Origin of the sequence: Roseivivax lentus, assembly GCF_900156805.1 — a bacterium.
Classification (GTDB): Bacteria; Pseudomonadota; Alphaproteobacteria; order Rhodobacterales; family Rhodobacteraceae; genus Roseivivax; species Roseivivax lentus.
Map to the genome: position 1 here is coordinate 110263 of NZ_FTOQ01000004.1, position 15765 is coordinate 126027.

Sequence of the window (15765 nt, forward strand, 5' to 3'; positions counted from 1 at the left end):
CCGAGCGTGGGCAACTTTGGTCGCATTCCGCCAGCGAGGTCAACCCAAAGCGCCTTCAAAACAAGCGCTGCACAGGATTTCATCACCAGGGCCGGTCGATGTCCGCAGCTTGACCGCGCGACAGACGCCAAACCCGGCCCGCGTCCAGAAACGCAGCCCTCTTATGGGCCGCCATCTCCGCCGCTTCCTCGTCTTCGCCCCATAACTCGGCCTGGTAATCCTCGTCGAGGCGCGAGGCGGCCCAGACCGGTTCGGGCGCGAAGCCGTGCGTCGCTGCGAAACCCAGGACCAGCGAGCCGGTGAGAGACACGAGATCGTGAAACGCCGCGAGCCCGAACGCATCCATCGCATGCACCTTTTCCCGCAGCCGCGCGAGCGTCGCGGGGTCCTGCGCCGCGTGCATGATTCCCGTGCGCGGCTGAAGCCGCGCGGCCAGCGCGTCTGCCGCCCAGTCGAGATAGGGGTCCCAGATCGCCGCCTGCCGCGCCACCAGATCGGCGGGCGTCTCGGCGCGGTAGCACAGCAGATCGCTGTCGCCATAGGCGGCCAGCATGTCGGCCACCTCGGCATGCTGGTGGCGCACCTTGTCGATGGCCGCATTGGCGCTGCGCGTGACCGGCATGACGGAGGGATCGATTGCCTCTTCCTGCTTGTCCCATTCCGCGGCGATCGCGTCGGCGAAGGCGGCATGCGGCACGATGAGCGGCGCCTTGGCCGGCGTGCGGATCGGCCGGTCATCGAGCAGCACGCGCCAGCCCTCCTCCGTCTTCTCGCTGCGCGCTTCCGTCCAGAAGCGTTTCATCGCCCAAGCACTCATGTCTCGCCCCATATGTCCTTCAGCAGCGCGGGTAGCACCGCGATATCGTCGATCAGGTGATGCGCCTCGGCGAGGCGCGGGGCCGGGTGATAGCCCCAAGTGACGCCGATGGCCACCATGCCCGCGGCCCGCGCCATCGCCATGTCGAACTCGGTATCGCCGACCATCACCGCGTGCCGCGCCGCGACGCCCGTCTCGGACAAGGCCGCGTGCAGCATCGCCGGATGCGGCTTCGAGGGGTGGTGATCCGAGACCTGTTCGGTCACGAAGCGCCCGCGCAGCCCGTGCCCGTCCAGCAGCGCATCGAGCCCGCGGCGCGACTTGCCCGTGGCGATGCCCGGCAGCCAATGCGGCACGGCGTGAACGGCATCGAGCACGTCGCGCACGCCGGGAAAGAGCGGCGAGCCTTCGGCGGCGCCGACGGTCTTGCGCCGGGTGGCATAGGCGTTCTTGTAGGCCTCGACCATCCGCAGGCGCGTCGCGGCATCGACCCCGGGGGCCAGCTCGGCCATCGCTTCGGGCAGCGACAGCCCGACGATGCCCAGCACATCGGCCCGCCCGGGCGCGGCCAGCTCGGCGCTGGCGAAGGCGTCGATCATCGCGGCGTGGATATCGGCCTGGCTGTCGACCAGCGTGCCGTCCACGTCGAAGACGACGAGGCGCAGATCGGCACTCACCGCAGGGTCTCGAACGGATCTTCGGCGGCGTAGCTTTCCTCCCAGCCGAGCGTCTCCCAGCTTTCCGCCATGTGCTTGGGCAGCGGCGCGTGGATGACCACGGGCTTGCCCGTCACCGGATGCACGAAACCCATGGTGCGGGCGTGCAGGTGCAGCTTGCGGCTGATGATGCCGCCCAATTGCGCGCCCCAGCCATCGCCGAGGTTCTCCTGCCCCGAGCCGCCGTATTTGCCGTCGCCGATGATCGGGTGCCCGATCTCGGCCATATGCGCGCGCAGCTGGTGGGTGCGCCCGGTGATGGGCTCCATCGCGACCCAGGCGGCGCGGCTCGCCACGCGGTAGAGCGTGGCATAAAGCGTATGCGCCCGCTTCGCGCCCGGCGTGCTGTTCATCTCGCTGGGATGGACCGCGTGCATCTTCTCGCCCTCGCCCCCCTTGCCGTGGCCCGGCGCCTTCACGAGCCCGAAGCGGATCTCGCCCAGATATGGCGTCGGCACGCCCGCGACGAGCGCCCAGTAGATCTTGCGCGTCTCCTTGTGGCGGATCGCGGCGCTCAGGTCCTTCGCGACCTCGCGCGTGCGCGCCAGAAGCAGCACGCCCGACGTGTCCTTGTCGAGCCGGTGCACGAGGCGCGGCTTCTCGTCATAGCCGAATTTTAGCGCTTCGGAGAGGCCGTCCACGTGCCGCGTCTGCTTCGATCCGCCCTGCGTCGGCAGGCCCGGCGGCTTGTTCAGCGCGATGATGTGATCGTCCTGCCAGATCACGCAGTCGCGGATTATCTCTGCATCGGCATCCGAGACCTTCGGCTTGGGACGCGCGACCGCCACATCGGCATCCGGCGCGGGGATCGGCGGGATGCGCACCTGATGGCCGGTCTGCAGCCGGAAATTGGCCTTCACCCGGCCGCCATCGACGCGCAATTCGCCCTTGCGGCACATCTTCTCGATCCGGCCCTGGGCAAGATGCGGAAACAGCCGCTTCAGCCAGCGGTCGAGCCGCTGGTCGCCGTCGCCGGGGCCGATGGTCAGGGTCTGGACGCCGCTCATTGTGCAATGCTCCGTGCAAGAAGAAGGCCCGCGGCCAGCGCCGCCAGCGACAGGATGACCGAAGCCGCGACATAGCCCGCCGCCGCGCCAAGCGCGCCGCGTTCATAGAGCGTGACCGCGTCGAGCGAGAAGGCCGAAAAGGTGGTGAACCCCCCGAGAAAGCCCGTCATCAGCAACGGCGCGAACCGGGTGCCGCCGAGATGCGCGAGCACCACGACCAGCACGCCCATCAGGAACGAGCCCACGACATTGACCGTCAGCGTCCCCCAGGGAAAGCCGTGCCCCATCGCGCGCAGCGCGGCCAAGCCGGTCAGATACCGGGCCACAGCACCCAGCGCCCCGCCGAGCGCCACCTGAAGAAGCGTTGCCGTCATGCCCGGCGCATCGCCCTCAACCACGACATTGTCAAGCGGCGCAGGCCGCAGCGGCCATTTCCACCGCCGCGCGGAGGGGCTATCTTGCGCCCAACACAGGAGCATCCCGCATGTTGTCACGTCGCCATGTCCTTCAGGGTCTCGCCGCCACCACCGCGCTCGGTGCCCTGCCCCGGGCCGCCCGCGCCGCCTTTCCGCTGCTCGATATGGGGCCGTCCGCGGCGCAGATCGCCCCCGGCGACATGGCCGCGACCGATCTCTGGACCTTCAACGGCACGCTGCCCGGCACCGAAATCCGCCACGCGCAGGGCGAAAGGTTCCAATGGCGGGTCACCAACAACCTGCCCGACCCGACCGCGGTGCATTGGCACGGCATCCGCATCGAGAACGCGATGGACGGCGTTCCGGGCCTGACGCAGGAGCCGATCCCGCCGGGCGGCAGCTTCGATTACGACTTCGCCCTGCCCGATGCGGGCACGCATTGGTATCATTCCCACGCGCAAAGCGTCGAACAGGTGGAGCGCGGGCTTTACGGCGCCCTGATCGTCGAGGAACCCGAGGCCCCGGATGTCGACGCCGACCTGACGCTGGTCATCGACGATATCCGGCTGGGGCGCGACGCGCAGATCACCGCCGATTTCGACAACCTGCACGACCGCGCCCATGCGGGCCGGATCGGCAACGTGGTGCTGACCAACGGCGCCCCCGAGGCGCGGTTCGAGGTCGCGCGCAATGCGCGGCTGCGCCTCCGGATCATCAACGCCGCCAATGCGCGGATCTTCACGCTGGGGCTGATGGGTCTCGACGGCTGGGTGATGGCGCTTGACGGGATGCCGCTGGCGGAGCCTCGGAAGGTCGTCGACCCGTTGACCCTCGCACCCGCCCAGCGCGTCGATCTCTTCGTCGACGTGACCTCCGACGAGGCCGAGGCGTTCCTGCTGCATTTCGACCGCACGGGCGGCTATGCGCAGGCGAGCTTCACCGTCACGCCCGGCGGCAACGCGCGGCGCGATGCGCCGAAACCCCTGCCGCCCAACCCCGAGTTTCCCATCGATCTCGCGAATGCCGTGCCGCAACGCGTGCTATTGGAAGGCGGCGCGATGCGGGGCCTCGCCGAGGCGCGCCTTGACGGAGAGATGCTTTCGGGGCGGGAACTGGCGCAGCGCGGCATGGTCTGGGCGATCAACGCGCAGGCCGGGCGCGATGCGACGCCGCTGCTTGAGGTCGCCCTCGGGCAGAGCGTGCGCCTCGGCATGGCCAATGACAGCGCGTTTCCGCACGCGATGCACCTGCACGGCATGCATTTCGCCGAGGTGCTGCCGGATGGTGGCCTCGGGCCGCTGCGCGACACGATCCTGCTCGGGCCCGACGAGACGAAAGAGGTCGCCTTCGCCGCGCATAATCCGGGCGACTGGCTGTTTCATTGCCACATGCTGGGCCATCATGCGGGCGGCATGGGCTCTTTCATCCGCGTGACCGCCTGAGGCGGACTTGCGCGACTCGGGCCTTTGCGCCAAGGCTTGAGGATATGATCAAATTTTCCGCCTGATCGGGAGGCTCCCATGGACGGCACACTGACCGCGAACGACCTGTCCCACATCGTCACCGCCGACAAGGCGCATGTCTGGCATCACCTGAGCCAGCACAAGCCGTGGGAGACCTCGGATCCAAACATCCTCATCGAGGGCAAGGGGATGCGGGTCTGGAACCAGAACGGCAAGGAGCATCTCGATGCCGTCTCGGGTGCCGTCTGGACCGTGAATGTGGGCTATGGCCGCGAGGAGATCGCGCGCGCGGTCTATGACCAGCTCTGCAAGATGAATTATTTCGCCGGGGCGGCGGGCACCGTGCCGGGCGCGCTCTTTGCCGAGCGGCTGATCGAGAAGATGCCCGGGCAGAGCCGCGTCTATTACTGCAACTCCGGCTCCGAGGCCAACGAGAAGGCCTTCAAGATGGTCCGCCAGATCGCGCACAAACGCCATGGCGGCAAGAAGCACAAGATCCTCTACCGCGACCGCGATTATCACGGCACCACGATCGGCTGCCTCTCTGCGGGTGGGCAGGACGAGCGCAACGCGCAATACGGCCCCTTCGCGCCGGGCTTCGTGCGGGTGCCGCATTGCCTCGAATATCGCCGCCACGAACAGGACGGCGCGCCGGTCGAAAACTACGGTGAATGGGCCGCGAACCAGATCGAGGAGGTGATCCTGCGCGAAGGCCCCGACACGGTGGGCGCGCTCTGCCTCGAGCCGGTGACCGCCGGCGGCGGCGTGATCGTCCCGCCCGAGGGCTACTGGCCGCGCGTGCAGGAGATCTGCCGCAAATACGACATCCTGCTGCATATCGACGAGGTCGTCTGCGGCGTGGGCCGCACCGGCACCTGGTTCGGCTACCAGCATTACGGGGTCGAGCCCGACATGGTCACGATGGCCAAGGGCGTGGCCTCGGGCTACGCGGCCATCGCCTGTCTGACCACGACCGAGGCGGTCTTCGACATGTTCAAGACCGACGCAGCCGATCCGATGGACTACTTCCGCGACATCTCCACCTTCGGCGGCTGCACGGCGGGACCCGCCGCGGCGATGGAGAACATGCGCATCATCGAGGACGAGGACCTTCTGGGCAGCACGACCCGGATGGGCGCGTACATGTTGGAGCGGCTCGAGGAGCTGAAGGGCAAGCACGCGATCATCGGCGACGTGCGCGGCAAGGGTCTTTTCCTCGGCGCGGAGCTGGTGACCGATCGCGACACGAAGGACCCGGTGGAAGAGGCGCGCGTGAAAGCGGTCGTGGCCGATTGCATGGGACAGGGGCTGATCATCGGCGCCACGAACCGTTCCGTGCCCGGCAAGAACAACACGCTCTGCTTCTCGCCCGCGCTGATCGCCACGAAGGACGATATCGACCAGATCATCGACGGCGTCGACGGCGCGCTGACCCGCGTCTTCGGATGAGCGAGACGAACGCGTTCGGCCAGCCGGTCGGACCGCTCGTCACGACCGCGCTGCCCTGCGCGGCACCGGGCACCGAGATGACGGGCCGGACCTGCCGCCTGACCGCGGCGCGGCCCGATCACGCCGAGGCGCTCTTTGCCGCCTATCGCGAGGACGAAGAGGGGCGGAACTGGACCTATCTGCCGCTGGCGCCGCCGCGCGATGCCGCCGAGATGCGCGCGCGACTGGCGGAGATGGCCACAAGCCGCGATCCGCTGTTCGTGAGCATCCTGGATGCGGGCGGAACCCCGCTGGGCACGGCGAGCTACCTGCGCATCGACCCGGAGATGGGCAGCGTGGAGGTCGGCTGGATCACCTACTCGCCGCGCCTGCAGCGGACGGTCATGGCCACGGAGGCGATGCACCTGATGATGCGCCAGGCCTTCGATCTGGGCTATCGCCGCTATGAGTGGAAATGCGACGCGCTGAACGCGCCGTCGCGCCGGGCTGCCGAGCGGCTGGGCTTCACCTACGAAGGCACGCACCGGCAGGCGCGGGTCTCGAAGGGGCGCAACCGCGATACGGCGTGGTTTTCCATCCTCGACAGCGAATGGCCCGCCCTGCAGGCCCGGCTCGAGGCGTGGCTGTCACCAGGGAACTTCGACGAAAGCGGGCGTCAGAAGCGCCCGCTCGCGGGCTGACCTGCCGGGGAATTCCGACGCGGAATTCCCGCTCGAAAATCGACGCGGTTTTCGGCGCCGCTCGGGGGTGAGCGCCGCCCGTGCCTGCCGTGCGGGCCCGCAATCCGCGCCGGATTGCGCCGCGAAGATCGCGTCGATCTTCGCCTCAGCCGACGCCCACCGCGCGGCGGATATCGGGATCGCGCAGCGACACTTCCGCGCCGAGATAGGCATCCGCCTCCGGCCCGCACATCCACAAAAGCGCCTCGGCCACCCATTCGGGCGGGATGTGGTCGGACCAGTCGAGCTGGCTCACCGGATTGATCCCCGAGGCCTTGATCTCGCGCTGCATCTCGGTGGCCACGGTGCCGGGGGACAGCGACAGCGCGCGCAGACCGGCATCGCGGTTTTCCTTGTCGGCCATGCGGGTGAGCATCAGCGCCCCGGCCTTCGAGGCGCAATAGGCCGACCAGGCCTCGACCGGGCCATGCGCGGCACCCGATCCGATGGTCAGGATGGTGCCCGCGCCCTGCTCCCGCATCACCGGCAGCGCGGCGCGCATGCCGTGAAAGACGCCCTTGAGGTTCACGTCGATGACGCTGCCCCAGCCGTCCGGATCGACCTCGGACATATGCGCGATGGGCTCGATCACGCCGGCATTGTTGACGAGGATATCGAGACTGCCGAAGGTCTCCACGGTCTTCTCCACTGCCTGCGCCATTTCCCAGTAGCGCGAGATATCGCAGGGGATGGCGATGGCATCGGCGCCGATCTCTCCGGCGAGTTCGGCGATGCGGTCGGCGCCGCGCGCGATCAGCACGACCCGCGCGCCGGCCTCGGCGAAGCGGCGCCCTGCGGCCTCGCCGATCCCGCGGCTCGCCCCGGTGATGAGCGCCGTCTTTCCGGTCAAATCCATGGCTTTCACTCCTCCTGCCGGGTTGCGCAATCTGGGTAGCGGGCCGGACCCCTCCGGTCCAGCCCCAGTCGAGACCCCGCCCGACCGCGTCCGGTCCACCCCTTGACCCCGGATCGGACAGGACGGAAGCTGACCGCAGTTTGATTTGTCCATCCGCGGGAAGGAACCCCCATGTCACATCCCATTCGCACGCTTCTGGCGGCCCCCGCTTTCGCGGCAGGCGCGCTCGTCCCGCTCGGGGCCGCCGCCGATGTCACGCCGGAAGCGGTGTGGGAGGGCCTGCGCGCGTATCTGGAAACCTCGGGCTACACCGTGGAGGCCGACCGCGCCGACAGCGGCGGCGACGTGATCGTCGAGGGGCTGACCGCGACCATCGAGATGCCCGAGGAGCAGACCCGGCTGGTCTTCGAGGCGGACCGCGTCACCTTCGAGGACCAGGGCGACGGCACGGTGCTGATCCTGTTTCCCGAAAGCATGCCGATCACCATCACCACGGATGCCAACGATCAGCCCGAGACGGTGGTGGCGCTCGATTACACCCATACCGGCCTGACCATCCTCGCCTCGGGCAGCGACGACGACCAGCGCTACGCGCTGTCCGCCGAGACGCTCGGCATCGCGCTCGACGAGATCGTCGTGGATGGCGACCCGATACCGCCCGAGATGGGCAGCGGACGCTTCAGCATCGCGCAGATGACCGGCGAGATGCAGATGACCTACGGCGACCTGATGCGGCTCACGCAGCGGATGCAGGCCGAAAGCCTGTCCTACGAGGTCAGCTTCACCGATCCCGACAGCGGCGATACCGGCAGCCTCACGGGCGCGATGACCGATGTGGTGCTCGATGGCGGCGGCGACATCCCGCAGATGAGCGGCCAGATGACCGGCGACGCGATGATCGCGGCCGGGCTCGACGTGGAGGGCAGCTTCTCCTACGCCACGGGCCAGTCGAATTTCAGCGGCACCTCCGACGGCGCGCCGGTCGAGGGCAGCACCTCCTCGAGCGACGGCAGCTTCAGCGTGTCCATGTCCGAAGACGGGCTGAGCTACGGCATCGGTGCCGACAATATCGACATGTCGGTCACGGTGCCCGACCTGCCCTTCCCGGTCACCGCGGCGATCGACGCGCTGAAGATGGGCTTCGACGTGCCGGTCACCGCCTCGGAGGACCCGCAGGACTTCCAGATGCTGATCGAGCTGAGCGGTCTCGAAGTGGCCGACATGATCTGGATGATGTTCGATCCGACCGAGATCCTGCCGCGCGATCCCGCCTCGCTGCTTATCGACGTGGCCGGCGAGGTCACCACCTTCCTGTCGATCCTCGACCCCGAGGCGATGGAGGATCTCGACGGCCCGCCGGGCGCGCTGAACGCGGTGACGATCAACGCGGTGCGGCTCGAGGCCGCGGGCGCCGAACTCACCGCCGAGGGCGCCTTCACCTTCGACAACAGCGACCTCGAGACCTTCGACGGCATGCCCGCCCCCGAGGGCGAGGCGATGATGTCGCTGCGGGGCGCCAATGCGCTGATCGACAAGCTGATCGAGATGGGCATCCTGACGAACGAGGACGCGATGGGCGCGCGGATGATGATCTCCATGTTCTCGGTCCCGGGCGACGGGCCGGACACGCTGTCCTCGACGGTGACGATCACCGAGGACGGGCAGGTCCTGGCCAACGGACAGCGGCTGCGCTGAGGATCGGGCGGCAACAGCTTCGAGACAGGAGGCCCCGGAGATGATCCGGGGCCTTTTCTTCGGCGGCCGACACCCGACATCGCCTTTCCGGCCGCCGTCGTCAGAGTGCCGGCGAATCCAACTCTGGAACTGGCCGCTGCCGCGCGCCAAGACACATATCCGCAGCCCCGCCACGCCGACCCGTGTCAGCGCCCTACAACCGCCGTTCGAAGAAGACGTCCGGATAAGGGTCATCGTTGAAGCGCCGGATCTCGGTCCAGCCGAACCCGCGGTACATCGCCACGGCCTCCGGCAGGCTGCTGTTCGTATCGAGGCGCAGATGCAGCATGCCGAGGTGCCGTCCCTCCTCCTCGATCGCGGCCATGAGCCGTCGGGCGATGCCCTGCCCGCGCCGTTCGGGCGCGACCCAGACGCGCTTCACCTCGCCCCAGGCCCCGTGCCCTTTCAGCCCGGCGCAGGCCACCGGGCGTCCGTCGCACAGCGCCAACAGGAAGGCGCCGCGCGGCGGGCGCAGGCTGGCGGCCTCGGGATCGGCGGACAGGGACACGTCGAAGCCTTGCGGGAAACGCGCGTCAAGCTCGCCGTAATATTCGCGCAGGCAGGCAATCGCCCCGGCATCGCGCGGATCGACGCGGGTGATGGACAGGGCGTCGATCATCGGGCCTGCCGCGGGATGCGCGTGCGGGCCGCGCGATCCCGGTCAACCTGTTCAGGGATCCGCGCGAGGCATGGACGGGAGACGGTGCGGGAGTGGATCATGCGGGCTCGTTCGGGTGGCTGATGAATGGCGCGGCACCATAGACGAGCCGCGGGCGATGAAAAGCCGCCCTATTCCGACAAGAGCGCCAGAAGCCCCGCTTCCGCCTGCCGGAGCCCGCGCGTCTCGGGCGCGGTCTCCAGATAGCGGCGGCGGGTCTCGAAGGGCGTCTCCGACAGCGCGATCACCCACGGATGCACGTAGCTCGTGCGGCAGATGGCGGGGGTGTTGTGCAGCCGCTCCGCCGCGGCCTCCGTCATCGCCTTGATGGAAAGCGTCTCGTTGCGCGTCGCCACGTCGAAGGCCGCCACGGTGCCGTTCCAGGTGCGGAAGGTCTTGGCGCTGATCGCCTCTTGCCCGGTCCAGTCCGCAAGCCGCTGGTTGATCGTGTCCGAGCCCACCGCGCGGGACGTGCCGTCGGAATCCTCCCACGACACGAGCGTGGGCCCGCCCAGATCGTCGAGCCGTTCGAGCACCCGGTTCAGCGTCCGGTCGCGCAGCCGCTTGCGCACCTGATCGCCGCCCTTGGCGCGGTAATCGAGCTGCACCTCGCCGCCGTCGAGCTGCAGATGCCGAGGGCGCAGCGTCGTCGCGCCGAAGGTCTGGTTGCGCCGCGCGTAATCGGGATTGCCGACACGCAGATTGGCCCGGTCCAGAAGGGCGAGGATCGCCGCGATTGCAAAGTCGTGATCGCCCGCCGTGCCGTCCCGCAGGTCGCGCCGGATACGCCGGCGCAGCGCGGGCAGCGCCTCGCCGAACGTGGCCAGATGGTCGAATTTCTTGCGCGCCCGGAAGGCGGTCCAGTCCTCGTGGTAGCGGTATTGCTTGCGCGCCCGGTCGTCGCGGCCCGTCGCCTGCAGGTGGCCCCGCGGATCGGGGCACATCCAGACATCGCTGTAGGCCGGCGGCACCGCCAGCGCATTGAGCCGCTTGCGTTCGTCCTTGGCGTCGATCCCGGTGCCGTCGGGCGCGAAATAGCGCCAGCCCCGCCCCTGCCGGCGCCGGGTGATGCCCGGACGGCTGTCGGGGAAATAGGTGAGCGTGGGAAGATCCTGCATGGGCGGAAAACGCCGCCCGCGCGACTGCGGTTCCCGCCGGGCCGCGCGGCTTATTGATCCTGCCCGGGCAAGCTGTCACGGTGCGCAAAACAGGACGAGAGGCTTCGATGCAGGATTACATGGGCGGTGTGGAACTGGTCACCCCCGACGCGCCGGAGCCTGCCTTTTTCGACACCCCCGAAGCGGCGGTGGACCGGCTTTGCGCGCTCTACGATGCGGCAACGACGTTTCTCTGCGAGCGGTTCCAATCGGCGATCGAGACCGGCCATCCGGGCGTGCGCTTCCGTGCCTTCTATCCCGAGGTGCGGATCGCCACGACGAGTTTCGCCAAGGTCGACAGCCGTCTCGCCTTCGGCCACGTGGCCGCGCCGGGCGTGCATGCGACCTCGATCACCCGGCCCGATCTCTTCCGCGCCTATCTCGAGCAGCAGATCGGCCTGCTGATCGACAATCACGGCGTGCCGGTGCAGATCGGCCTGTCGGACACGCCGATGCCGGTGCATTTCGCCGTGGCCAACCGCGCGGGCGTGACCGTGCCGCAGGAAGGGGCCGCGGATTTCATCCTGCGCGACGTCTTCGACGTGCCCGACCTCAGCACGACCAACGACGATATCGTCAACGGGCTGGTCAAGCCCCGGCCCGACGGCACCGAGCCGCTTGCCCCCTTCACGGCGCAGCGCGTGGATTACTCGCTGGCGCGGCTCGCGCATTACACCGCGACCGATCCCGCGCATTTCCAGAACCACGTGCTCTTCACCAACTACCAGTTCTACGTGACCGAGTTCGAGGCCTATGCCCGCGCCGCACTCGCCGATCCCGACAGCGGCTATACGAGCTTCGTGGCGACGGGCGATGCCGAGATCACCTCTGCGGATGCGCCGCTGCCCTCCAGCCCCAAGATGCCGCAGATGCCGACCTATCATCTGAAGCGCGCCAACGGGTCGGGCATCACGCTGGTCAATATCGGCGTCGGCCCCTCCAACGCGAAGACCGCGACGGACCATATCGCGGTGCTGCGCCCGCATGCCTGGATCATGGTCGGCCATTGCGCCGGGCTTCGGAACTCGCAATCCTTGGGCGATTTCGTGCTGGCCCATGCCTATCTGCGCGAGGACCGGGTGCTCGATCACGATCTGCCGGTCTGGGTGCCGATCCCCGCGCTGGCCGAAATCCAGACCTCGCTCGAAGAGGCGGTGGCGGTCGAGACCGAGCTTCAGGGCTACGACCTCAAGCGCGTGATGCGCACCGGCACGGTGGCCAGCGTCGACAATCGCAACTGGGAACTGCGCGAAACCCACGGGCCCGTGCAGCGCCTGTCGCAATCGCGGGCCATCGCGCTCGACATGGAAAGCGCCACGATCGCCGCCAACGGCTTCCGGTTCCGGGTGCCCTACGGCACGCTTCTGTGCGTGTCGGACAAGCCGTTGCACGGCGAATTGAAGCTGCCCGGCATGGCCTCGGACTTCTACAAGACGCAGGTTACGCGCCATCTGAGGATCGGAATCCGCGCCATGGAAGTCCTGCGCGAAATGCCGCTATCGCGGATTCACAGCCGAAAACTGCGTAGTTTCGACGAAACAGCCTTTCTTTGAAGGCACGGCACACGTAAAAAGTGCTTGTTTTCCGGATAAACCGGAACGCTAATCGTTGTGTTTAAACGCAAGATGCGGTTCTAATGGCGCCCAAGGCCCCAATGGGGAGAGGCAAAGGAGACAAAAATGGCAAAGCCGATGACCAAGACCCAGCTCGTCGCCGCACTCGCGGAAGAGATGGACAGCGACAAGAAATCCGCAGGCGAGGCGCTCGACGCCATCACCAGCATCATCACCCGCGAAGTTGCCGCCGGCGGCGCAGTGACCCTGCCCGGCGTCGGCAAGATCTACTGCCGCGAGCGCCCCGAGCGCATGGTCCGCAACCCCGCGACCGGCGAGCAGTTCAAGAAAGAGGCCGACAAACAGGTCAAGATGACCATCGCCAAGGCCCTGAAGGACAGCGTCAACGGCTGATCCGCTTCCGCGTGACGCGATTTGAGGGACCGTGCCGAGAGGCGCGGTCCTTTTCCTTTCGGGGACCGGGAATGCGGGGTTCCTGCGGACCGCACCCTTCGCCGGCACCGGGCGCGTCCTGGTGCAACCGGCCAAGGACATCGCGCGTCGACGCCTGCCCGCGCAGTACCACAAGCGCCGCAGGTAGACGCCTGCCCGCGGGGTGGCGCCACAACGGTCGAGCGGTTGTTCTTGATCTCCGGGTATCGCCGCGCAGAAGGAGCGACGCGCCGGCGTTTCGAGCGCGCCAGCCCGCCCGAGCGAGCAGGCGCTTGGCGCGGCGGCAGCACGCGGCCTCGATCCCGCGCTCGGGGACCACGCGCCCCGCAGGCGCTCCAAGAGTCGTCCTCGGCCGCGACCCCGGGGACCTAAAGCCAATCGGACGACCGCGCGACCGCCCTGCCCGCCCTTTTCCCTTGCAGACTCGGGGCGGCATACGTATATGCCTCTCAACAGCGGCGCGCTGGGGTCCAAACCCGACGCTCCACCGGACTTCATTGACGGGCCGCGCGCCCGTTTTTTTGCGTCCGGTTCCCAAGCCCACGCCCGACCCGCACAGGACATCATGACCGACCTGATCGCCAAGACCGCCATGGACAAGCGCATCGCCGAGATCGCCACACCCGTGATCGAGGATATGGGCTTCGAGCTGGTGCGCGTGCGCCTGCAGGGCGGCAAGACGCCGCTCTTGCAGATCATGGCCGAGCGCCCCGAGGGCGGCATCGAGGTCGATGAATGCGCCCAGATCTCGACCGCGCTGTCCGCGACGCTCGATGTCGAGGATCCGATCCTTGATGCCTACACGCTCGAGGTCTCGTCGCCGGGGATCGACCGGCCGCTGACCCGGCTGAAGGATTTCGAGACCTTCGAAGGCTACGAGGCCAAGCTCGAGACGCATGATCTGATCGACGGGCAGAAGCGCTTCAAGGGCGTGCTCGCGGGCGTCGAGGAGGACGAGGTGCTGGTGAATATCGAGGCGGGCACCGTCGGGCTGAAATTCGACTGGCTCGCCGATGCCAAGCTCGTGCTGACCGACGAGCTCATTCGCGAGATGCTGAAGGCCCGCAAGGCGCAGGCCATCGACGAAAGCAAGTACGACGAAATCGAGGCCGAGGACGGCCAAACCGAGGAGTAAGAGACGATGGCCATCACATCCGCCAACCAGCTGGAGCTTCTGCAGACCGCAGAGGCCGTCGCGCGGGAAAAGATGATCGACCCCGGCCTCGTAGTCGAGGCGATGGAGGAAAGCCTCGCCCGGGCCGCGAAGTCCCGCTACGGCGCCGAGATGGACATCCGGGTGAAGATCGACCGCCGCACCGGCAAGGCCACCTTCACCCGCGTGCGCACCGTCGTCGAGGATGACGCCGTCGAGAATTACCAGGCCGAATTCACTGTCGAGCAGGCCAAGCAATACATGGCCGATCCGAAGGTGGGCGACACCTACGAAGAGGAAGTCCCCCCGGTGGAGCTGGGCCGCATCGCCGCGCAATCGGCCAAGCAGGTGATCCTGCAGAAGGTCCGCGAAGCCGAGCGCGACCGCCAGTACGAAGAGTTCAAGGACCGCGCGGGCACGATCATTAACGGCATCGTCAAGCGCGAGGAATACGGAAACGTCATCGTCGATATCGGCCGTGGCGAGGGCATCCTGCGCCGCAACGAGAAGATCGGCCGCGAAAGCTACCGTCCGAACGACCGCATCCGCTGCTACATCAAGGATGTGCGCCGCGAAGTGCGCGGTCCGCAGATCTTCCTGTCGCGGACGGCACCGGAATTCATGGCCGAGCTCTTCAAGATGGAAGTGCCCGAGATCTACGACGGCATCATCGAAATCAAGGCCGTGGCCCGGGATCCCGGTTCGCGCGCGAAGATCGGTGTGATTTCCTACGACAATTCCATCGACCCCGTCGGCGCCTGCGTCGGTATGCGCGGCAGCCGCGTTCAGGCCGTCGTGAACGAGCTGCAGGGCGAGAAGATCGACATCATCCCGTGGAACGAGGACATGCCGACCTTCCTCGTCAACGCGCTGCAGCCTGCCGAAGTCTCCAAGGTGGTCCTCGACGAGGATGCCGAGCGCATCGAGGTCGTGGTCCCCGACGAGCAGCTGTCGTTGGCCATCGGCCGGCGCGGCCAGAACGTGCGTCTCGCCTCGCAGCTCACCGGGCTCGATATCGACATCCTCACCGAGGAAGAGGAATCGGCGCGCCGCCAGAAGGAATTCGAGGAGCGCACGCAGCTCTTCGTGGGCGCGCTCGACGTGGACGAGTTCTTCGCCCAGCTTCTGGTCTCCGAAGGCTTCACCAACCTCGAAGAGGTGGCTTACGTGGAGCTTGACGAGCTCACGGTGATCGACGGCGTCGACGAGGAGACCGCCGAGGAACTGCAGGCGCGCGCCCGCGACGTGCTCGAGGCGCAGGCCGCCGAGGCGCTGGAACGCGCCCGCGCCCTCGGTGCCGAGGACAGCCTCATTGAATTCGAGGGCCTCACACCCCAGATGGTTGAGGCGCTGGCAAAGGACGACGTGAAGACGCTCGAGGACTTCGCCACCTGTGCCGATTGGGAGCTGGCCGGCGGCTGGACCACGATCGACGGCCAGCGCGTCAAGGATGACGGCGTGCTCGAACCCTTCGATGTCAGCCTCGAGGAAGCGCAGACCATGGTGATGACCGCGCGCGTCCTTCTGGGCTGGGTCGATCCGACCGAGCTCGAGGCCGAGGCGGACGATACCGAGGCCGATGAGGGCTCGGAAGAGACCGAAGAGGTGTGACCG

Annotated in this window: 15 protein-coding genes; 8 read left to right on the plus strand and 7 right to left on the minus strand. The window is 67.7% G+C overall.

Features of this window, described 5'->3' with window-relative positions; translation table 11 throughout:
- Positions 1–82: 82 nt before the first annotated feature.
- From BW990_RS09235 to crcB, 4 genes are read right to left on the minus strand one after another with little or no spacing between them, the layout of a single operon-like run.
- Positions 83–817 carry an ATP12 family chaperone protein gene (locus tag BW990_RS09235; protein WP_076447407.1) on the minus strand — a complete coding sequence of 245 codons (735 nt, stop codon included), beginning with the start codon at positions 815–817 and terminating at the stop codon, positions 83–85.
- Positions 814–1494: an HAD-IA family hydrolase gene (locus BW990_RS09240; protein WP_076447408.1), complete on the minus strand. Its 681-nt coding sequence runs from the start codon at positions 1492–1494 to the stop codon at positions 814–816. Before BW990_RS09240 ends, BW990_RS09235 begins: the two co-directional genes overlap by 4 nt.
- Positions 1491–2540 carry an RluA family pseudouridine synthase gene (locus tag BW990_RS09245; protein ID WP_076447409.1) on the minus strand — a complete coding sequence of 350 codons (1050 nt, stop codon included), beginning with the start codon at positions 2538–2540 and terminating at the stop codon, positions 1491–1493. The genes BW990_RS09240 and BW990_RS09245 overlap by 4 nt, the downstream gene beginning before the upstream one ends.
- Complete coding sequence (gene crcB, locus BW990_RS09250; protein ID WP_076447981.1) at positions 2537–2914, minus strand: fluoride efflux transporter CrcB; 378 nt, start codon at positions 2912–2914, stop codon at positions 2537–2539. The genes BW990_RS09245 and crcB overlap by 4 nt, the downstream gene beginning before the upstream one ends.
- Positions 2915–3024: 110 nt before the next feature.
- Between crcB and BW990_RS09255 the strand changes: the two genes are divergently transcribed.
- From BW990_RS09255 to BW990_RS09265, 3 genes are all read left to right on the plus strand, one after another.
- Positions 3025–4398, plus strand: coding sequence for a multicopper oxidase family protein (locus tag BW990_RS09255; RefSeq protein WP_076447410.1), 1374 nt, complete (start codon positions 3025–3027; stop codon positions 4396–4398).
- Between the two features lie 78 nt (positions 4399–4476).
- A complete protein-coding gene (locus tag BW990_RS09260; protein ID WP_076447411.1) occupies positions 4477–5868 on the plus strand; it encodes an aminotransferase family protein in 1392 nt (463 codons plus the stop codon).
- Entirely contained in the window at positions 5865–6548 is a 684-nt protein-coding gene (locus tag BW990_RS09265; RefSeq protein WP_076447413.1) for a GNAT family N-acetyltransferase, read from the plus strand. The genes BW990_RS09260 and BW990_RS09265 overlap by 4 nt, the downstream gene beginning before the upstream one ends.
- Positions 6549–6693: 145 nt before the next feature.
- On the opposite strand, the gene BW990_RS09270 is transcribed toward BW990_RS09265, so the two are convergent.
- Complete coding sequence (locus BW990_RS09270) at positions 6694–7443, minus strand: SDR family oxidoreductase (protein ID WP_076447416.1); 750 nt, start codon at positions 7441–7443, stop codon at positions 6694–6696.
- A 171-nt stretch (positions 7444–7614) separates the two neighbouring features.
- Between BW990_RS09270 and BW990_RS09275 the strand changes: the two genes are divergently transcribed.
- A complete protein-coding gene (locus BW990_RS09275; protein ID WP_083950536.1) occupies positions 7615–9138 on the plus strand; it encodes a DUF2125 domain-containing protein in 1524 nt (507 codons plus the stop codon).
- A 193-nt stretch (positions 9139–9331) separates the two neighbouring features.
- Here BW990_RS09275 and BW990_RS09280 read toward each other — a convergent pair whose 3' ends face one another.
- The gene (locus BW990_RS09280) at positions 9332–9796 is read right to left on the minus strand and encodes a GNAT family N-acetyltransferase (RefSeq protein WP_076447418.1); all 465 of its coding nucleotides are present in this window, start codon (positions 9794–9796) and stop codon (positions 9332–9334) included.
- Between the two features lie 170 nt (positions 9797–9966).
- Positions 9967–10953 (minus strand): DNA topoisomerase IB, encoded by a 987-nt coding sequence (locus tag BW990_RS09285; RefSeq protein WP_076447421.1) that lies wholly within the window; start codon positions 10951–10953, stop codon positions 9967–9969.
- Between the two features lie 119 nt (positions 10954–11072).
- Between BW990_RS09285 and BW990_RS09290 the strand changes: the two genes are divergently transcribed.
- The 4 genes from BW990_RS09290 to nusA all read left to right on the plus strand — a co-directional run bounded on the left by BW990_RS09290 (position 11073) and on the right by nusA (position 15762).
- On the plus strand, positions 11073–12545 hold the full coding sequence (locus BW990_RS09290) for an AMP nucleosidase (RefSeq protein WP_407690133.1): 1473 nt from the start codon (positions 11073–11075) through the stop codon (positions 12543–12545).
- Between the two features lie 126 nt (positions 12546–12671).
- Entirely contained in the window at positions 12672–12959 is a 288-nt protein-coding gene (locus BW990_RS09295; RefSeq protein WP_076447427.1) for an HU family DNA-binding protein, read from the plus strand.
- A 604-nt stretch (positions 12960–13563) separates the two neighbouring features.
- Complete coding sequence (rimP, locus tag BW990_RS09300; RefSeq protein ID WP_234990201.1) at positions 13564–14133, plus strand: ribosome maturation factor RimP; 570 nt, start codon at positions 13564–13566, stop codon at positions 14131–14133.
- Between the two features lie 6 nt (positions 14134–14139).
- A complete protein-coding gene (gene nusA / locus BW990_RS09305) occupies positions 14140–15762 on the plus strand; it encodes a transcription termination factor NusA (RefSeq protein WP_076447432.1) in 1623 nt (540 codons plus the stop codon).
- Positions 15763–15765: the final 3 nt, after the last annotated feature.